Below are 18,309 nucleotides of genomic sequence, written 5' to 3' on the forward strand. Positions count from 1 at the left end.
ATAAACCGGCGCGGGATATGCGGCGCCGAATAAAAAAAACGACAGGGAGAGCCTTGCATGACCCCATTCAAAACCACCTTGGCCGCACTTGTTGCCGGCGCTGTACTGGGCCTGGCCGGCACCGCCCAGGCGGGCGTGACCCTTGATGCGATCCAGAAGAAAGGCTTTATCCAGTGCGGTGTCAGCGACGGCTTGCCAGGCTTTGGTGTGCCGGACAGCAACGGCAAGATGACCGGCATCGATGTGGACGTGTGCCACGCCGTCGCGGCGGCGGTGTTTGGTGATGCGTCGAAAGTGAAGTTCAGCCAGTTGACCGCCAAGGAGCGTTTCACTGCGTTGCAGTCCGGCGAAATCGACCTGATCTCGCGCAACACCACCTGGACCAGTTCGCGGGATTCGGGCATGGGCCTGGTGTTCACCGGCGTGACCTACTACGACGGCATCGGCTTTCTGGTGAACAACAAGCTGGGCGTCACCAGCGCCAAGCAACTGGACGGCGCGACGGTGTGTATCCAGGCCGGCACCACCACCGAACTCAATGTCTCCGACTACTTTCGCACCCACGGCCTGAAGTACACGCCGATCACCTTCGACACCGCCGATGAAAGCGCCAAGGGCCTGGAAGCCGGCCGTTGCGACGTGCTGACCACTGACCAGTCGGGCCTGTACGCCCAGCGCATCAAGATGGCCCACCCGGACGAATTTGTGGTGCTGCCGGAAATCATCTCCAAGGAACCCCTGGGCCCGCTGGTGCGCAAGGGCGATGACGAGTGGTTCAGCATCGTCAAGTGGACCCTGTTTGCCATGCTCAATGCCGAGGAAATGGGCATCACCTCGCAGAACGTCGAAGAGCAGGCCAAGACCACCAAGAACCCGGATGTGGCGCGTTTGCTCGGCGTAGACGGTGAGTACGGCAAGGACCTGAAACTGCGCAAGGATTGGGTGGTGCAGATCGTCAAGCAGGTGGGCAACTACGGCGAGGTGTTTGAGCGCAACATTGGCCAGGGCAGCGTGCTGAAGATCAAGCGTGGGTTGAATGCGTTGTGGAACAACGGCGGGATTCAATACGCGCCGCCAGTCAGGTAGGCAATAACCTGTGGCGAGGGAGCAAGCTCCCCCGCCACTGCCAGCGGGGAGCCAGTCGCAGCGCTTTTCCCACCTCAGCTCCCCGGCGCCTGTTCACCGGTTTCGCTGGAACATTTGCGCAGATGAATATCACGGTGCGCCCCCACCATGCGCGCCACCGAGCCGTCAGGGTTACGCGCGATCACGTAGCCACGATCCTCGACCCAAAGGTAGCTGCCGTCTTCTTTGCGGCAGCGGTATTCGGTTTGGTAAAGGGCTGTGCGCTGGCTGATGTAGTCATCAAACGCCGCCATCACGCGAGGGAAGTCCTCGGGGTGGATCACGGTTTCCCAGGTGAGCACGCTGTTCTCCAGGGAGTGGCGGGGGTAGCCGAGCATCTCGTACCAGCCAGGGCTGCGGTACACGAAACCGGTATTGGCGTTCCAATCCCAGACCCCGTCGCTGACCAGTTCCATGACCGCATGCAGCATGTCGGTGGTGAGGTCGGAAAAGTCGTTCTTTAACGGCTTGTTGCTGGATCTATCGTCCATTTGCGCGCTTCCTGCATGGGCTGGCTGGGAGCTACTGTACATCGCAGGTTGTGGGCTTTGAATAGGCGGCTGCAGTCGCGTGGCGTTAGGGGATTACTGCGGCGCCACCATCCGCGTCTGCGGCGTCCCATCGGCGTTGTGCTGGTAGATTGCTTCAGGCTGGCCCTGTTCGTTGAAAAACACCTGGCCGATCCCTGCCGAATTCCATAGCCGTTCGCCCGCTTCGGCGTGTTCGGGGATGTGCGGCACCACTTGCATGGTGCGTCGACGGGTAAACCAGTTGAGCGGGGAGCGCGGTGAGTAGAGCCAGCGGTTGAGGCGGTCGAACCATTCCAGCAGGCGCGGCGGGAATTCGTTCTTGATGCCGCTGCTGGTGATCTGCCAGATTTTCGGGCCGGCGTTGCGGTGGCGGATCAGCACTTCGTAGACGAACGAGTAATGCACGTCGCCGGAGAGGATCACGTAGTTACCCGGCGTGCGGGAGTGACGGAAGATATTGAGGATCACCTGGGCGGCGCCGCGATGGGCCATCCAGTTTTCCGCGTCCACCAGCAGCGGGTAACCGCACCAGCTGAAGACCTTTTGCACGGTTTCGATCAGCTTGACGCCGAAGATCGGTGCGGGCGAGACGATGATGGCCGAGGGGTGGTCGAGCAGTGCCTGTTGCAGTTCGCTCAAGGCTTCCCAGTCCAGCAGGCCGGAGGGTTGCTTGAGGGTGAACTCGCTGCGCCAGCGCCGGGTGCGGGTGTCGAGCACCACCAGGGCCGGAGTGGTGGGCAGCACGTAGTGCCAGTGCTGGAATGTCAGCAGGGTTTCGAGCAATTCATCCTGTTTGGTCGCATCCAGACAATTGTCCAGGGCGTGGGCGGTGAGCGTTTGGGTCTGGCTCAGCAGATCACCGAACACCTGCGGCTGGTTACCCCATCCCTGACAGAGCAGATAGGCGAGCAGCGCGTTGCCGATGATGCGTTTGGAAAACGGGTGGCCGTAGGCGGTTTCTTCCCATTGGGCGCTGAGGTTCCAGTCGTCGGTGATGTCATGGTCGTCAAAGATCATCAGTGTGGACAGGTGCGCAAACACCCGCGCGACACCCGGCAGGCCATCGCGGAACCGTTCGATCTGCACCTGTTCCCGGGCGTACCGCCGTTGTTCGTCCGCACTCAACTGCGGCGGTTGCGGCGCGATCAGTGTCCACGGCGTCGGCGACCATACCAGCAGGTACATCGCGATCACTTCGGCAAAGGTCACCAAGTGATTGTCGGCGGTGCTGCTGGTGAAAATCGGTTTCTTCGCCCCACCAAAAAAGCGTTCGCGCAGGGTTTCGTTGCTCTCCAGCGCGGGCAGCAGGTCGGCACGATGGTAATAGCTGGCGCGATGCCCATAGAGGCTGGCGCTGTCGTCCACCACCGCGCCTTCAAGGGATTCGTCGAACAGGCCCAGGCGCTCGACCAAGGCATGAATCGCCCGCAGCATCGGCCCGGCGACATCGTCTGCGTAGATCTGGTCGCCGCTCATCATCAGCAAGGCCGGACGTTCTGTCGGGGTGGGTGCACCCGCCAGCAGGCGGTCGACACACAACAAGCCTTCGTCGGCACGGTGATGGGGTTTGCGGCAGGAGCCGTGCACCAGTTGCCGGATGCGACTGTGCAACACGAACGTCGGGCCGTGGGCATTGGCATAGAGCAGGTGCGGCGCCCAATCGGCGATGCCGTGACCGTCGATCAGCAGGTCATAACCAATCTCTACATCCTCGGGCAGCGCGTCATCCAGCGGCACGTCGATCAGGTGGATGAACGCGTGGCGCCCGACCGGCACGACCTGGCACTGGCGCTGGTCCAGGGTGACCAGACGGGCCTGCCCGGCAATGTGCAGTTTGAGGGTCAGCGCCAGTTCGCGACTGCCCACCAGCCAGAACACCAGGCGGTGGGGTTCCAGCCGCCGTAGAAGCGGGCCAGCGAGGACAGCAGGTTGACGCATGGGTATGACGGCTCTGTTCAAGGACGATATTCAGATTAACGCAGTGGATGTCAGCATTTTGTCGAAGCGACCCAGAGGACGGTATTTAAACCGCCCCCTGACTCAACGCGTCAGATGATTCTTCCGCCGCCCAGGCTGTCGATGCTGCCAGAGCTCCGGTTGTCTTGCCGGTTTCTGCTACCGCTGAAATCAACGCTGGCGTCCGGAGTGGGCGGCGGTTGTCGGGGGGCTGTGGTTTTTGCCTGTGTGGAAGTGGCCGGCAGAATGTTGTGTATGAACGTTGCGCTAGAACCGAAAAAAATATCCATGGCGTTTTCCTCTGAATGGTTGGGGCACGCCGCGCTGCATCATGGGCACTGCGACGCGAGCCGACCTTACAGAGCGTGTGACGGGAAACCTATAAACGCCTCATCTCAAAACGTTGCGAGATTCAGGTATGCGAATCGCCAAGTACCTTGGGCACCGTAAAGCGGAACTCGCTGCCACGCCCCACCTCGCTTTCAGCAACAATTTTGCCGCCGTGGGCCTGGATGATGCCTTGGGTGATGTACAGCCCCAGCCCGCTGCCGGTGGGATTGTTTTCAGTCTTTGTCCAATAGCGATCAAACACGTGGGGCAGTTGCTCCGGCGCAATGCCTTCACCGCTGTCACGTACCGAAAACACGATCTCTTCACCGTTGCTCATGGCGCTGATACCGATATTGCCCTGGCGCGGGGTGAACTTGATGGCATTGCCGATCAGGTTCGACAGCACCTGGAACAGGCGCTCCGGGTCCGCATTGATCTGCAGGCCGGGCTCGGCATTGAACGACAGGTCGATGCCTTTCTCCATCGCCAGCGGCGCCAGCAGCGAATAGGCCTCCTCAAAGATCTGGCTGACGTCCAGCGACACCGGCTTGACCACATAACGCCCGGCCTCGATTTTAGAGGTGTCGAGCAGGTCCTCCAGCAACACGTTCATGCGCCCGGCGGCCTGTTGCATGGTGTCGATGGCCGAGGAAATCCGCCGCGAGGTGTGTGGGCCATCGGAGCTGAAGGCCTTTTGCATCATGCCGCAGAGCATCGAAATGACAGTCATCGGGTTGCGCAGGTCGTGGGACACCACCGCCACCAGTTCATCACGTGCGCGCACCGCTTGTTGCTCGCGCAGCACCTGGCGCGCCAGGTCGTTTTCCAGGGCGGACCGGCGCAGGTCGTTGGCGGCGAAGCGGTCGCCATGGCTCCATTTGGTGGAGATGCCGGCCATTTCCACTTTCCAGATTTCAAACGAGGTGCGTGGGCGAAGGCGCAGGCCTGCGTCGGAGTTTTCCAGGGCCAGCGGCTTTTTCGGGTCGCCACTCCAATTGATGTTCTCTTTCACTTCCGGGCGGAACCACAGCACGCCGTTGTCCACCGGCTTAGGCAGGCTCATGGCCAACACGCCGCTGGCGACTTGTTGGAAGTCGACGGCCGGTGGGTACACCGAGGCCAGGTTGTGGCTGGAAAACACCGGCTCGCCGCCTTGTTGCAGCCACTTGTGCAGCGCACGGATCTGCCCCGGTTCCGGGCAATTGCCGTAGCGGTGCAGTTGCTTGTCTTCGATGATCGCCACGCCGCCGGACAGGGTCAGGTTCATCAGCACCTGGGCTTGCTGGGCCAGGCCGTCGAAGACGTTTTCGTGGGACGCCTTCATCGCTTGATCCAGCAGGGCCAGGGCCTCGACCTTTTCTTCGCGTTGGCGGTTCAGGTCGAGGGCTTCCATGGCGCTGATCTGCAACGACAGCACCTGGCCGATGGTCTGGCAGGCGGTGCGCAGGTCGTTCGGCACCAGCAGCGGCGCGCGGTTGCCGCAACTGATCAGGCCCCAGAGCTTGTCGCCCTTCATCAGCGAGATGCTCATGGACGACAACACACCCATGTTCTGCATGTATTGGCAGTGAATCGGCGACACGCTGCGCAGGGTGGCGAAGCTCAGATCCAGCGGTTGGCCGGTGTCCGGGCGCAGCTTGGGCAGCAGTGGCACGGGTTCGTAGGCTGCGTTCGGGATGATGCGTAGCCAGTTGGTGCGATACAGCTCACGGGCCTGCTCTGGGATGTCGGACGCGGGGAAGAACAACCCGTTGAAAAGCTCCATGGACGGCGCTGATGCTTCGGCGATGACCTGGCCATGGCCTTCTTCTTCGAAACGGTAGATCAGCACACGGTCGTAACCGGTCATGGCCTGAATTTCATTCACGCTGATTTCGTACAGCGCCTGCAGGGTTTTCGCCGACTGCAAACGCTGCAGCATCTTGCCCAGGTCACTGGTGCGACCGTTCAGCGCCCGTGGGTGGAAATCCCTGAGCAGCGGTTCGAACTCCAGCACCAACACGTTCTGATGGCGATGCAACAAGCCCTCGAATTCCGCACCGTTGAACGTGACGTGCAGCGGTGGCGCATCGAAAAACGTGTTGTTTGCGGCCATGGCTGCAACAGCCTGGGCTTGCTCGCTGCCAATCAGCGTGTGCAGCGGCTGGCCCAGCAGCGCCTCGGGCGCATGGCCGAACAACGTGCCGATGTTGGCGCTGACCTGGATGATTTCCAGGCCCGGTTCGGACAAGGTCAGCAGCACGCCGTGGGGCTGGATCGCCCCCGGGAAGCGAATGGGCTCGTCGGCACAGTTGGCAAGCAGCTTTTCAAAATCGTCGGGTTTCATAGCAGTACCTCCTGGCTGTCGAGCCATTGCTCAAAGCAGCTGAATGTCGAACGGGCTGCATCCACCGCGCGCTGTTTGGCGTCAGCGTCCAGCGGCAGGCGGCCCAGGTAATCGAGGAAATCTTTCCAGCGTCGACCGGTCTCGGCGCCGTACACATTGAGAAACGCGCCACCGTTGTCGGCATCCAGGCCCAGGCGCTGGGCCATTTCCCGGCGCAGTACCTGGCCGCCCAAGGTTGCGCCTTCGAGCACATACAAGGCGCCTAGACAGGCGGCGGCGGTATCGCAGACCGGGAGTTCGGCGCAGCGGGGCAGGGCGTCGATGGCGAGGTTGTCCAGGCCCAGCGCGTGCAGGTCGTCCACCAGCGTCGGTGTTTTCAGACGCATTGCCGAGTCGAAGCCTTCAGGAATCAAGGCGTTGTCATACAGTGAGGCTTCGATGGGCCGATAAAAACCGTAGTACGCCTGGAGCAAGCGCCCATACCAATGGGCATCCAGGCGTTCAGAGAAAAACGGCAGGCGCTGTTCCAGCGCTACGTGCAGCTGGGCAGTGCCTGTGCGCAACGCTTCCAGCAAGGTGGGCGGACCAACGTCATGGGCCTTTGAGTGCATTCAGCTAGCTCGAACTGTGGGCCTGTCGGCCATGAATGACGCGTGGAAATGGGCGACGATTCTACACACCTCAGAGCCGATAACTGTCCGCACAAGGCGAATAGGCTGACCAGCGGATCAGAAAAGTCGCTCCATGCCTCATTAATGACTGCACTATTTGCCGCGAAGTTCGGTTTAAGTAATGTCGTGAAGCTATCAGTGCACGGACGATCCGTGCCCGGTCAGTGCGGTTTGCACCGACTCCAGCAGGTGTTCAGTGCTCCATGGTTTGGGCAAGAAACGCACCGAGCCCCCCAATTGCGCCGCCAGTTTGGTATTACCGGACGTCAGCAGCACCGGCACGTTCGGCCAGCGGTGGGCCACCACCCGGCTCAAGTCATAGCCATTGAGCAACCCCGGCATCTGAACATCACTGACAATCAGGTCCACCGGTTCGTCGCCTCGTTCCAGGTAAATCATTCCTTCATCCGCCGAAGGAAACGACGTCACCAGCGCCCCGAATTCCTCTAGCACATCCACCATTAACGAGCGAATGATCTCGTCGTCTTCCAACACTAAAATCGATGGCTGAGCCATGATCCTTACTCCACCATCAGGGTTCATTAACGTGGAGTAGAGCACGACTGGATAGGTTCGATTGGATGTGTTCGAAGTGATGGGTGGTCATGAGAATGCCGTTGCAGGATACTCGCGCACCTCAAGGCCACTCGCGCAAGGCAGTCAACCGTGAATGATCCGGATCTGGGCAACCGCATGATCAAAGTCGACCATGCCGGTGAGCATGGCGCGATTTGCATCTACAGCGGCCAACTGTTCATGGCCCGGTTGTTGGTCCCGGGCATGGTGGCCGAGTTGCAAGAATTCCTGTCCCACGAACGGCGTCATCGCGAGGTGTTCAGGGCTGAACTGCAACGCCGCGGTTACCGCCGCTGCCGCAGCTATTGGTTGTGCGGGCTGGGTGGCCTGGTGCTGGGGTTGATCACTGGCCTGTGCGGACGCAAGGCGATCGTTGCCACCACCGTTGCCGTGGAAAGCGTGGTGTTGCGCCACCTGGCCCATCAACTGCACAGCTTGCACGACATCGACCCGCAGGCCGTAGCGGCGATTGCCTCGATTGTCGAGGAAGAACAGCACCACCACGACCACTCGGCGGCGCAGATTGATCAGCGTGACCCGTGGTTCCGTGGGTTGACGCCGGTGGTCACGGCGTGGACCGAAGCCGTGATCTGGATGGGCATGCGTTCCTGACAAACAGGCATAATCGCCCGCTACACCTGATGGAGCCTGCCATGAAGTACGCCTTGATCACCCTCGCCCTGACCCTCAGCGCCAGCCCCGCCTTCGCGGCCGGCGATGCCGAGGCGGGCGGCAAGCTGTTCACCAAGACCTGCGGCGGTTGCCACAGCGTTGGCGAAGGCGCGCGGGGCGGGTTTGGGCCGCAGCTCAATGGCATCATTGGCCGTCCCGCCGGTACCACGGACGACTACCAGTACTCCGACGCGATGAAAAACTCCGGCGTGGTCTGGACCCGCGACAAACTCGCCGCCTATATCGAGGCGCCGAAGAAGGTGGTGAGCGGCACACGGATGATCTTCTGGGGCATCAGCGACCAGGAGAAGATCGACAACATCCTGGCCTACCTCGAAACCTTCCAGCCCCGATAATCACTCGCGCACATTCCGGAACAGCATCCACCGCGCACTCTCATGCAGCCCGCGCGTGAGCCCCTGCAAGCGCTGGAATTCCTGCGGATGCTGCGCGGCCACGTCGTCTCGCGGGGTTTGTGAGGCCAGGTCATGCAGGGTCGGCGAGCTGCCGTCGTGCTGCATCTGCAACAGGAAATGTTGGGTTACGCCGCCGATAATCGGGAAGCTGCCTTCACGCAACACCAGCGGCACCACGCGTTCGCCTTCGGGCGCCGGCTGCTGGATGTCGCGGCCCAGGGCACCATTGCGAAACGGCATGCCCGCCATACCCGCCACGGTCGGCAACAGGTCCGCCAGCCCCACCGCGTCTTCGATCACCCGTGGCGCCAGGCCGGGGGCGTGGATCAGCAGCGGCACGTTATTGCTCTCCAAGCCGAGCTGTTCGAAGGCCGGCGCCATGTGTGGGATCTGGCTGATGCGCGTGTTGTGGTCGCCGAAGAACACAAAGATGCTGTTGTCGTACCAGCCGCCGGCCTTGGCGATCTCCATCAGGCGGCCGATGTTGTAGTCCAGCAGGCGCACCGCGTTGTATTGCTCGACGCTGCGCGACCCGGCGGCCTGGACTTGCTCCAGAGTCACCTCGGCGACCTGGAACCCATCGTTGTGTTTGGGGATGGTGAATGGCCGATGGTTGCCGGAAGTTTGCAGGTAGGCGAAGAACGGTTGTGCCTCCGGTACGGCGCGCAGCAGTTGGTCGCTTTCCTTGAACAGGTCCAGGTCGGAAATGCCCCACACATCCACCCGTGGCGAGCGCCAGTGGCTTTCGTCATAGAGCTGCACGCCGTCGATGCTTTGGCGGATCAGGGCGTTGATATTCGCCCAGCCGGCATTGCCGCCGATCATGTAGAACTTCTGGTAACCCGCGAACGCATTGATCAACGTGTGTTGCCGGGTGATCAGCGGGTTGCGTGTGGCGGTCTCCTGGCGGGTCACGTCCGGCACGCCGCTGATGCTGGCCCACACGGTCTTGGCGGTGCCGGTGACAGGTACGTAGAAGTGTTTGAAGAACCAGCTCTGCGTGGCCAGCTTGTCGAGGTGCGGCGTGGGGTTCAGCGGGTTGCCGTAGGCGCCGACAGCACTGGTGCCGAGGGATTCAAGCATCACGAACACCACATTGGGCGGGCGCTTGCCGGCCAGTCGATAGGGCTGCACGCCTTGTTCGCGGATGAAATTCAGTTGCTGGGTGTCGGGCTGATCGACCCCCAGGTAATCGGCGATTTGCGGATAGTGTTCGCGCACCTTTTTTTCATCGAATTGCGACTGCCCGACCTTGAAGGTGTCGTACAAAAACAGCACCGGGTTCAGGCCCACGGCGGCGACTTGGCTGTTGCCGGAAAAGAACGCATCGCTCCAGCGCAGGGGCACCGGGTTTTCCAGGTTGAGATTGGCGACGCGACCGAGTAGGGCCAAGAGTACGGCGACCACGCCGATCACCGAGACTGACGCCACTGCCCATTTGCCCATCGGCTGGGCTGGACGCTCCAGGGTCAGGCGTTCCAGGCACACCAACGCCCATACCCACAACGCCACGGCGGCCAGCCAGCAGGCAGTTATCCACAGCACGGGGTAGGTTTCCCACACCATCTGTTGTGAAATCTGCGCGTCTTGTAGGTAGCGCAACACGGTTGCGTTGATACGTACACCCAGGTAGGCGTAGTGGCCGAAGTCGATGATGTAGACCAGGCCGACCGCGGCCAGGGCCATCACCAGATAACCGCGCGCGAGCCAGCGCAGGGCGGGCAGGGTGATGAGGTTCCAGCGCGGCAACCACGCCAGCACCGCCAGCGGCAGTAGCAGCAACACCGCCAGGCGCAGGTCGAAACGCAGGCCGATGCCGAGGGTTTCCAGTAACTGCGGAGTGTTTAACGGCAGGCCGGAAAAACCCAGCACAAACACCAGCCGCAACGCCGCCAGCAACACAAACACCAAGCCGATCGCGCCTACGCCGTAGCGCAGGCGGCGTGATTGCAACGCACTCATCATCTCTCTCTACTCAATCTAATAAACACCACAAGACAAATGTGGGAGCGGGCTTGCTCGCGAAAGCGGTGGGTCAGTTAGAGCTGCTGTGACTGACACTGCGCATTCGCGAGCAAGCCCGCTCCCACAGTTTGAATTGCATTAACCCGGCGATGACGCAGTAGGTCGCCAGGAGTGGGTCCACCAGATAATCCCAGTAGTTCTCCGACGCTTTCAGCCGCAGTGCAAACGCTAAAGTGCCCAGCACCAGCATCCACACGGCCAACGCATTACGCAGCCACAACATCAACAGCGCCGCCACGGCCACCAGCACAATCATCGGCCGCGGGTTGAACCCCCAACGGTACGGATCGACATACGTCAGCCCCAGCGTCGCCGGGTACAGCACCAAGCTCAACACACAGAACACCAGCAACATTTGCACCCGCTGCGGGCGAGCAAGCGGCTGCACCAAGCCCAATCGGCTCGAGGCAACCCACGCCAGCAACACCAGCGTGCTGATCGCCAGATCATCGGTAAAACTGCGCACATACGCTGCCAACGGCAGTTCATTGACCGGGATAAAACTTGTCGCCACCAACACTGGCAGCAACCACGGCCGCCACGGCTGGGTGAAGCGCAGCGCGCACAGCGCCACAAACCCCAGCAACACAAAACTCAAATGGGCCTGCCACAGGGAAACCATCACAGACGCTCCGCCAGCCAGGCTTCGTTGAAGCTGACGTGTTTGATAAAGGTGTTATTCCACGAGTACACCAAGTGGTAGGTGCCGTCCGGGCTGCGGCTGAAATACGGGTACTCGTATTCGAAATCGCAGCCACGGGGTTTGCACACGCGGTAATCCAGGTTGCTCAGGAAACGTTGTTCCAGGGGCAGGCGTTTTGCGCCGCTGGAGGCGCGGAAGCCTTCGCCGATGATTTCTTTATAGGCGTCGGGGGAGAACGGCTGGCCCAGCGGGTCCGGCGACTGGTCCAGTTGCACCACGGTGCGCCACTGACTGAGCTGGGCGTCGGTGCCGTAGAGGCTGAGCTTGAAGCGGCCGTCCTTCAGGTCGTTGAGTGCCACTAGCAAACCATCATCTTCGGTGCCCACCGCCGCTAGCGAGGAATTCGGGTTGGCCGGCTCCAGCGGGTATGGCTCGCTCCAGGTCTGCCCGGCGTTGGTGGTGCGGCTGGCCAGCACACGGTGGTGAGTGTCGCCGGCGTAACGCAACATCGCCACGGCGCGCTGGCCGTCCAGCGGCACGATGGTCGGCTGCAGCGAGTGCTTGCCCCGGCTGATGCGGAATTTGTCGATCACGGCACCGTCGGCGCTCAAGTACAGGTACTCGGCGAACTTGCCCATGAACTCGTGGTACACCGGCAGGCCAATGGAACCGTCGGCGTGGAACACCGGCGCGGCACGCACCAAGGTGCTGATATTGAAAAACGGCGAGGTCACCAGTTGCCTCGGTGCCGACCAGCTGGCGCCGAGGTCATCCGAGACCATCACATTGATCGCACTGGCGGCCCAGCCACCGACTGACACCGACACGTAAAACATCCACAGACGATTGTCCGGCGCGAGGGCGATCACCGGGTTGCCGAGTTTGCGGATATAGCGCTGGGTGCCGTCGCGGGTGCTTTCCCGCGTGGCCAGTACCTGCTCGGCGCCCCATTCGCCACTGTGGGCGTCGAAGCGCGCGGTACGCACCTGCACATCGGCGGCGCCTTCGCGGGAACCGGCGAACCACACCGCCATCAAGTCGCCGCCGGGCAGGGCAGTGACGGAGGAGGAGTGCACAAAATCCGTCAACTGTGTCGACACGAACCGGCTGGTGTACTGCGGGGCCGCCGCGACTTTCGCGGTCGTCGGGCTGGCCTGGGCAAACGGCGCCAGCACATGGGGCGGATGGCTTTGCCAGGCGGCGAGAAACACCGCGAGCAGGCCGCAAATCATTAAGACGCAGCGCATAGGAGACCTGTGGATAAAAGGATTACTGCGCACGTTCATCCGGCAGGCGCTTCCTGCGACCGGTGAGCATGGATAACGGTAAGTTGTCGCGTACCAGTGCACTTTCAAACAGCGCGGCCAACACATGCATACACACCAGGCCCAGCAGCCCATTCGCCGCGGTCTCGTGGATTTGTTGCGGCCAGTCGGCGCCCCACAGCGCATCGACTTCCTGCATCAAGAAGCCGCTGACGCCAAGGGTGAGCAAGGCAAGCAACATCAACAGCATCACCAGCGCGCCAATCGGTGAATGACCCAGGCGATGTTGCGGTCGGCGGTTGAGCAGCGAACGCAGGTGGGCATTCAGCCGTTTGGGTGTTGGCCAAAAGTCCGCCCAGCGTGCGCTGCGCGGCCCGACGAAGCCCCACACCAAACGCACCAGCAACCAGGCCATGGCGTAGTAGCCCAGCCAGACGTGCCAGTCGTCGCCCGCTTCGTTAAAGAAGTAATTGGCGACAAAGACCCCGGCGATCGACAGGTGAAACAGCCGCACCAACGGGTCCCACAGGCGCAAGGATTCGCCTGGCATCAGCCTTTGATCTCAGTCTTCACGGCCTTGCCGGTCACCGGGTCGTGGTAGATCTCGACCTTGCGCTTGTCCTTGTCGAAACCGTAGATCTCGTAGCAATTGCCGTCGGTGACCTTGAATTTGCTGATCTGGTAGCCGTCGGCCTTGAGCTTGTCCTGGAAGGCTTGCTGGTCTTGCCATTGCGAGCGTTCGGCGGTGGTGCACTGCGGGCCGGCGAGGGCCAGGGGGCTGGTGAGGATCAGGGACAACAACAGAATTTTGCGCATGGAAAAGCTCTCAGCAGAGGTGGGAGATTTCACAGTGCAAAACCAACCTTAGTGCAACCTTAGTTGGCAACGAGCCGTAACATCTTTGCCAAGGGTGTGCCTGGAAAACCCGGCATGATTTCGCCGTTTCCTACAGAGAATTAGTAATGCGTCTACTCCTTGTCGAAGATGATCGTGCCCTCGGCCAGGGGATTCGCGTGGCCTTGGGTGCCGAAGGCTACACCCTCGATTGGCTGCAAGACGGCGTCGCGGCCCTGCATGCGCTGCGTACGGAGTCGTTTGATCTATTGCTGCTCGACCTCGGCCTGCCGCGCCTCGACGGCCTTGATCTGTTGCAGCAACTGCGCGCCGAGCAACACGACTTGCCGGTGCTGATCCTCACCGCCCGCGACGGCACCGCCGAACGCATCGCCGGCCTGGACGCCGGCGCCGACGACTACCTGGTCAAACCTTTCGACGTCGAAGAACTCAAGGCCCGCGTACGCGCCTTGTTGCGCCGCAGCCTGGGGCGCGCGCAGCCGTTGCTGGAACACGCCGGCGTCAGCCTCGACCCGGCCACCCAGCAAGTGCGCTATCAAGATGGGGAGGTCATCGTGACGCCGATGGAATACCAACTGCTGCACCAACTGATGGTGCGCCCCGGCAAAGTGGTGACCCGCGAGCGCCTGTCCCGCGCGTTGTACGGCTGGCAGGACCGGGTCGAGAGCAATACCCTGGAAGTGCTGATCCATAATCTGCGCAAGAAGTTATCCACAGAGCTGATCCGCACCGTGCGCGGTGTCGGTTATGTGCTGGCGCTTAAACCATGACCTCGGTTCGTGCGCGCATCCTCATCCCCGTGCTGGTGCTGATCCTGCTCGGCGACGCGTTGATCAGCTGGCTGGTGCTGCGCGACAGCCACCACGAAATCGAAGAAGTCTACGACGCCCAACTCGCCCAAAGCGCGCGCCTGCTGCAAGGCGTGTTGCGCCAGCGCGACCCCGGCGAAGCCGACTGGCAGCGCTTGTACGAGGCGTTTGACCAGGCCATGAGCCGCGTGGGTGAGGAGGGCGTGGCCCATCCCTATGAAACCCGCCTGACCTTCCAGATCTGGCGCACCGACGGCCAACTGCTGGTGCGCTCCGCCGAAGCGCCGGTGTTGGCCGCACCGCCTGCGACCCTCGGCTCCCATGACCTGATGGACAACGGCAACGACTGGTGCGCCTTCCTCCTCGCCGACCCGCAGCAAGGGCTGTTGATCTGGGTGGGCGAGCGTGACGACATTCGCCAGGACGTAATCCAGCGCATCATGCGCCACACCCTCTGGCCTACGTTGATCGGTGTACCACTGCTGGCGGTGTTGATCTGGCTGGTTATCGGTTGGGGCTTCAAACCGCTGCGCGCCATGGCCCTGTCGATTCGCGGACGCAGTACCGATACCTTGCAACCGCTGCATTTAGCGCCACTGCCCAGCGACCTGGAACCCATGCAAACCGCGCTGAACCGGTTGCTGGTCCAGGTGGACGAGCTATTGGAGCGCGAGCGCCGCTTCATCGCCGACGCCGCCCACGAACTGCGCACGCCCCTGGCGATCCTGCGCATCCACGCACAAAACGCGCAAGGCGCCGAAACCCCGGAGCAACGCCGTGAAGCCCTGGAGTTTCTGGTCAATGGCGTCGACCGCGCCACCCGCATCGGCAGCCAACTGCTGACCATGGCGCGCATCGAACCGCAACTGAACAACCCGGTGCGCAGCCGTGTGCAACTGACCGAGTTGGTGCGCGAAGAACTGGCCGAACTGACGCCGTTGGCCATGGAGAAAGGCGTGGAACTGGTGCTGGAAGGCGAAGAAGAGGTTTGGGTGGAAACCGAGCCTGTCGCGCTGGCGATTGCATTGCAAAACCTGGTCACCAATGCGCTGAATTTTTCCCCGGCCGGCAGCGAAGTGAAGGTGGTGATTGGCGCCAATTGCCTGAGCGTCGAGGACCAGGGGCCGGGGATTGATGAGGCGGAATTAGGGCGATTGTTCGAGCGGTTCTACAGCCGCGGGAACGCCAACGGCGCTGGGTTGGGGTTGGCGATTGTGGAGATGATCGTTGGCAAGATTGGCAGTCGGTTGGCGTTGCGGAATTTGGAGCAGGGTGGGTTGTGTGCCCGCCTGGAATTCTGAACCAGCACTAATCCCCTGTGGGAGCGGGCTTGCCCGCAAAGACGGCGTGTCAGCTGATATAAGTGCTGGCTGAGCCCCCGCTTTCGCAGGCAAGCCAGCTCCCACACTTTGACCTGTGCCACGCTCGGGAAATGATTGCACCGCCAATCATCTGTGGGAGCTGTCGAGGCCCGGCGAAGTGGGCGATAGCGGATTGATCTACTTTGGTGTTTGGCTTTGGGGTTTCGTCGCAAGAGTGTGCGCATATACCACACCGTTGAAGGTATGGGTTCTGCAGTCATAAAAGGTTGGTAAACGAGTAGGACCGATCTGTTTTCCGTCTGCGTCCCTCTTTGAATGCAAGGTGTTTGTTACGGCCGCGCGAAAAAACGCGATGGAAATACCAAATGCTGACGTTCAACACCCTATGGAAAAACCATCCCGAACTTTTCGGCGATGCAGCCCCGTGCAGAACCAACGGCACCAAAAATTTCAGCGATCAATGCGCGATCAATTTAGGCGTGGCGCTGCGTAGATCTGGCGTCGATCTGAGCCGCTTAGTCGGCGTGCGCTATTGTTGGCAGCACCCCAAAATCGTAGTGGTGACCATATCGACCTGTGGAATGGGCGACGGTTGACGGATTGGCTGAGCTACCCGCGTATTCAGATGGGTTTTTCGATTGAGGGGACTTTTCCGAGTTATCACGATTCCACGGAGATTTGGTTTTGGAGGGTTTTATGACGGTGGTTAAGGGGATTGGGTTTGTGGTGTTGGTGGTTGCGGTAGCGCTTGTGGTGTTTAACGGGTTAGTGGGGGCGGTGTCTGCGTATTTTGGGCCGTTTTATGACAGTGATGCGGATCAGAGTCGGAATTTTGGGCTTTGGTTGGTGGGGAATGGGGTGGTGGTTGTGGGAGCGGTGGTGGGCGGGGTGGTCTGGTATTGCAGCTGTTTAAAGAGGGGCGCGGAGTCTCGGGAGAGTAGAACGGGGCGGAAATAGTTAGCTTTGTTTCAAATACTGCGATTTTCGTTTATTTCGTCTGGCGTTGGCCTCAACTGAATTACGCAACATTGGAGCTGCATTATGATCACCAAGTTGCTCCCACATTTTGATCCGGTACAGCCGTTTAACGATGTAGGCAGCAAAAAGACCTTGGAGCGCCGAGGTCTTTTTTTACCCACCGATCAGGTCAGCAGATGCCTGGAAATCAACCGGGAAATTTCAACAATCGAAGTCTTCCCCGTGAATTCAAACTTCACTTTCCCCAACGACGAAAAGTAAATCTCCAACTCCGAATCCAGATCAAACGTCCCGGATGTTTCCACCGAGTAGGCGACAATATTTTTGTACGGCAGCGACGTGAAGTCTTTTTTGCTGCCGGTAATCCCCTGCACGTTCACGGCGATGATGCGTTTGTTGGTGAAGACCACGCCGTCGCGCATGGACTTGTACGCGTCGATTACTGTTTCGCCGTCCAGCACCAAGGCCGATGCGCGTTCGGCATATTCGTTGTTTTGTTTGAGTTTGAAGAAGCCTTTGTTATTGAAGTCGATCACTGGGCGTTCCTTAGTGGCGAAACCTGGAGTGCTTTCGCGAGTTTGATCAGGGTGTGTACAGAGGGATCTTGGGAGGCGCCTGCGGCCAGGCCGTAGAGGTAGGTTCGGGAAATGCCGGATTCTCTGGCTAATGTGGTTATGTTTCGAAGCGAATCGGTTTTGAGTTCACACGGAGCGACTTTTTCGCGGCTGTGGATACCTTTGAACGACAGATCAGCGAGTTGGCTCAAGAGTTGATGGACGGCATCTGCGGTGAGTTTGGAGTCTCACCACGCGGTCCTTGCGCCTCAAAGGCCGGTCTCCAGAGGCTCGCTAATCTACTTTGCCAACCCGAATCCAGAGCAAGTCCTAACCAGCTTTTTCCGCAAGCAGCCAATTGACTTGAATAGCGCCGTAAACGCCCGACACACCGGGTTTGGTAATCAGCCTATTCGCCTGGCTCGATACCGTCGTGCTTATCGGCTCCATCGGCGCTGCAAAGCCCTTGAACCAACAAGCACTCTTCGCGACCGGTGCCATGACCGCATCACTGCTGTGGTTCGTATTCTTGGCGTTGGGATGCCAGCTTTTGACCAACCTGTTTCGCACTCCTGTGGTGTGGCGCTGGCTGGACGCCGGTGTGGCGGTGTTGATGGTGTATCTGGCCGGTATGTTGATCACCGATTCACTGGATGTCTTTAAGGTAATCCTTGAGGGTGGATAGGGGCGGGGGTAGTTCCTCGAGCTGATGAACGCTTTGCACGTCAGTCGCTAATCTTTTCAGCTCCCGCCCCAATACTGTCTCAGCCCCACCCACCGCAACCAGCGCCTGCCCCACACATACATCCACCTTCAGCAAAATCCCCGCCAAATCCCCCTGGCGCAGCAACAATCCAAACACCTCCCTGTCATAGCCAACCATCACCGGGTCGTCGCGCAAAACCGGGCTGCCGCCGTCTTCCTCATGCACCAGTTTCAGTGCAAAAAGCGCCACAGCTTCCAGCGTCAATTCCATGGTCTCAGCTCCTTCACATACGGGGGAGGGCGATGATCACTGTTCTTGCGCGCCAAAAACAACCCCGCGCCTCAGCACTCCACTATCAACTCCGCGCGACGATTGCGGGGGCGGCCCTCGGCGCTGTTGTTGTCCGCCAGCGGTCGGGGTCTCGACATAACCAGTGGCTGCGAGGCGCCTTGGCTGGATGCCGTTGGCTTGCAGGTAGTCCTCCACGCTGCCAGCGCGGGCGATTCCTTCTATATAGAGAGGGAAGGGCAGTTTTGGGTTGTTTGATAGA

At 60.6% G+C, this 18,309-nt stretch carries 19 protein-coding genes and 2 pseudogenes; 7 read left to right on the forward strand and 14 right to left on the reverse strand.

What is annotated here, in order from left to right; genetic code table 11:
* The first annotated feature begins 57 nt into the window (after nt 1-57).
* On the forward strand, nt 58-1,086 hold the full coding sequence (locus tag LIY36_RS23060; RefSeq protein WP_192300568.1) for an amino acid ABC transporter substrate-binding protein: 1,029 nt from the start codon (nt 58-60) through the stop codon (nt 1,084-1,086).
* Nucleotides 1,087-1,187: 101 nt separating this feature from the next.
* Here the strand turns inward: LIY36_RS23060 and LIY36_RS23065 are convergent.
* The 5 genes and pseudogenes from LIY36_RS23065 to LIY36_RS23085 all read right to left on the reverse strand — a co-directional run.
* Nucleotides 1,188-1,616, reverse strand: a pseudogene (locus tag LIY36_RS23065) (PAS domain-containing protein); the annotation flags it as partial.
* Nucleotides 1,617-1,709: 93 nt separating this feature from the next.
* On the reverse strand, nt 1,710-3,593 hold the full coding sequence (locus LIY36_RS23070; protein WP_226457284.1) for an alkaline phosphatase D family protein: 1,884 nt from the start codon (nt 3,591-3,593) through the stop codon (nt 1,710-1,712).
* Between the two features lie 430 nt (nt 3,594-4,023).
* Entirely contained in the window at nt 4,024-6,267 is a 2,244-nt protein-coding gene (locus LIY36_RS23075) for an ATP-binding protein (protein WP_226457285.1), read from the reverse strand.
* Nucleotides 6,264-6,878: a biliverdin-producing heme oxygenase gene (locus LIY36_RS23080; RefSeq protein ID WP_226457286.1), complete on the reverse strand. Its 615-nt coding sequence runs from the start codon at nt 6,876-6,878 to the stop codon at nt 6,264-6,266. The genes LIY36_RS23075 and LIY36_RS23080 overlap by 4 nt, the downstream gene beginning before the upstream one ends.
* 195 nt (nt 6,879-7,073) lie before the next feature.
* Complete coding sequence (locus tag LIY36_RS23085) at nt 7,074-7,454, reverse strand: response regulator (RefSeq protein ID WP_226457287.1); 381 nt, start codon at nt 7,452-7,454, stop codon at nt 7,074-7,076.
* Between the two features lie 150 nt (nt 7,455-7,604).
* On the opposite strand from LIY36_RS23085, the gene LIY36_RS23090 reads away from it, so the two are divergent.
* Nucleotides 7,605-8,126, forward strand: a complete 522-nt coding sequence (locus LIY36_RS23090; RefSeq protein ID WP_226457288.1) for a demethoxyubiquinone hydroxylase family protein — start codon at nt 7,605-7,607, stop codon at nt 8,124-8,126.
* A 41-nt stretch (nt 8,127-8,167) separates the two neighbouring features.
* Nucleotides 8,168-8,542: a c-type cytochrome gene (locus tag LIY36_RS23095; RefSeq protein WP_192300560.1), complete on the forward strand. Its 375-nt coding sequence runs from the start codon at nt 8,168-8,170 to the stop codon at nt 8,540-8,542.
* Here LIY36_RS23095 and LIY36_RS23100 read toward each other — a convergent pair whose 3' ends face one another.
* The 5 genes from LIY36_RS23100 to LIY36_RS23120 form a co-directional block, all read right to left on the reverse strand.
* Nucleotides 8,543-10,564, reverse strand: a complete 2,022-nt coding sequence (locus LIY36_RS23100; protein ID WP_226457289.1) for an LTA synthase family protein — start codon at nt 10,562-10,564, stop codon at nt 8,543-8,545.
* A 73-nt stretch (nt 10,565-10,637) separates the two neighbouring features.
* Nucleotides 10,638-11,249, reverse strand: coding sequence for a hypothetical protein (locus LIY36_RS23105; RefSeq protein ID WP_226457290.1), 612 nt, complete (start codon nt 11,247-11,249; stop codon nt 10,638-10,640).
* Nucleotides 11,249-12,517: a sialidase family protein gene (locus tag LIY36_RS23110; protein WP_226457291.1), complete on the reverse strand. Its 1,269-nt coding sequence runs from the start codon at nt 12,515-12,517 to the stop codon at nt 11,249-11,251. The genes LIY36_RS23105 and LIY36_RS23110 overlap by 1 nt, the downstream gene beginning before the upstream one ends.
* 22 nt (nt 12,518-12,539) lie before the next feature.
* Nucleotides 12,540-13,085, reverse strand: coding sequence for a cytochrome b/b6 domain-containing protein (locus tag LIY36_RS23115; RefSeq protein WP_226457292.1), 546 nt, complete (start codon nt 13,083-13,085; stop codon nt 12,540-12,542).
* On the reverse strand, nt 13,085-13,351 hold the full coding sequence (locus LIY36_RS23120; RefSeq protein ID WP_192300555.1) for a PepSY domain-containing protein: 267 nt from the start codon (nt 13,349-13,351) through the stop codon (nt 13,085-13,087). Before LIY36_RS23120 ends, LIY36_RS23115 begins: the two co-directional genes overlap by 1 nt.
* A 146-nt stretch (nt 13,352-13,497) precedes the next feature.
* Between LIY36_RS23120 and LIY36_RS23125 the strand changes: the two genes are divergently transcribed.
* The 3 genes from LIY36_RS23125 (at nt 13,498) to LIY36_RS23135 (ending at nt 16,117) form a co-directional block, all read left to right on the forward strand.
* Nucleotides 13,498-14,160: a response regulator gene (locus LIY36_RS23125; protein ID WP_226457293.1), complete on the forward strand. Its 663-nt coding sequence runs from the start codon at nt 13,498-13,500 to the stop codon at nt 14,158-14,160.
* Nucleotides 14,157-15,500 (forward strand): sensor histidine kinase, encoded by a 1,344-nt coding sequence (locus LIY36_RS23130; protein WP_226457294.1) that lies wholly within the window; start codon nt 14,157-14,159, stop codon nt 15,498-15,500. Before LIY36_RS23125 ends, LIY36_RS23130 begins: the two co-directional genes overlap by 4 nt.
* A 386-nt stretch (nt 15,501-15,886) precedes the next feature.
* Nucleotides 15,887-16,117 (forward strand): type VI secretion system amidase effector protein Tae4, encoded by a 231-nt coding sequence (locus tag LIY36_RS23135; RefSeq protein WP_226457295.1) that lies wholly within the window; start codon nt 15,887-15,889, stop codon nt 16,115-16,117.
* Nucleotides 16,118-16,663: 546 nt separating this feature from the next.
* On the opposite strand, the gene LIY36_RS23145 is transcribed toward LIY36_RS23135, so the two are convergent.
* Nucleotides 16,664-17,035, reverse strand: coding sequence for a PH domain-containing protein (locus tag LIY36_RS23145; protein WP_226457297.1), 372 nt, complete (start codon nt 17,033-17,035; stop codon nt 16,664-16,666).
* Nucleotides 17,032-17,265, reverse strand: a complete 234-nt coding sequence (locus LIY36_RS23150; RefSeq protein ID WP_226457298.1) for a helix-turn-helix domain-containing protein — start codon at nt 17,263-17,265, stop codon at nt 17,032-17,034. Before LIY36_RS23150 ends, LIY36_RS23145 begins: the two co-directional genes overlap by 4 nt.
* Nucleotides 17,266-17,450: 185 nt before the next feature.
* Here LIY36_RS23150 and LIY36_RS23155 point away from each other — a divergent pair, with 185 nt between their 5' ends.
* A complete protein-coding gene (locus LIY36_RS23155; RefSeq protein WP_226457299.1) occupies nt 17,451-17,738 on the forward strand; it encodes a LysE family transporter in 288 nt (95 codons plus the stop codon).
* Here the strand turns inward: LIY36_RS23155 and LIY36_RS23160 are convergent.
* Nucleotides 17,700-18,029 carry a hypothetical protein gene (locus LIY36_RS23160; protein ID WP_192300546.1) on the reverse strand — a complete coding sequence of 110 codons (330 nt, stop codon included), beginning with the start codon at nt 18,027-18,029 and terminating at the stop codon, nt 17,700-17,702. The two genes, LIY36_RS23155 and LIY36_RS23160, sit on opposite strands and share 39 nt — an antisense overlap.
* A gap of 36 nt (nt 18,030-18,065) precedes the next feature.
* A pseudogene (locus tag LIY36_RS23165) lies at nt 18,066-18,309 on the reverse strand (hypothetical protein); the annotation flags it as partial.

Source organism: Pseudomonas sp. AF03-9 (assembly GCF_020515815.1).
Taxonomy (GTDB): Bacteria; Pseudomonadota; Gammaproteobacteria; order Pseudomonadales; family Pseudomonadaceae; genus Aquipseudomonas.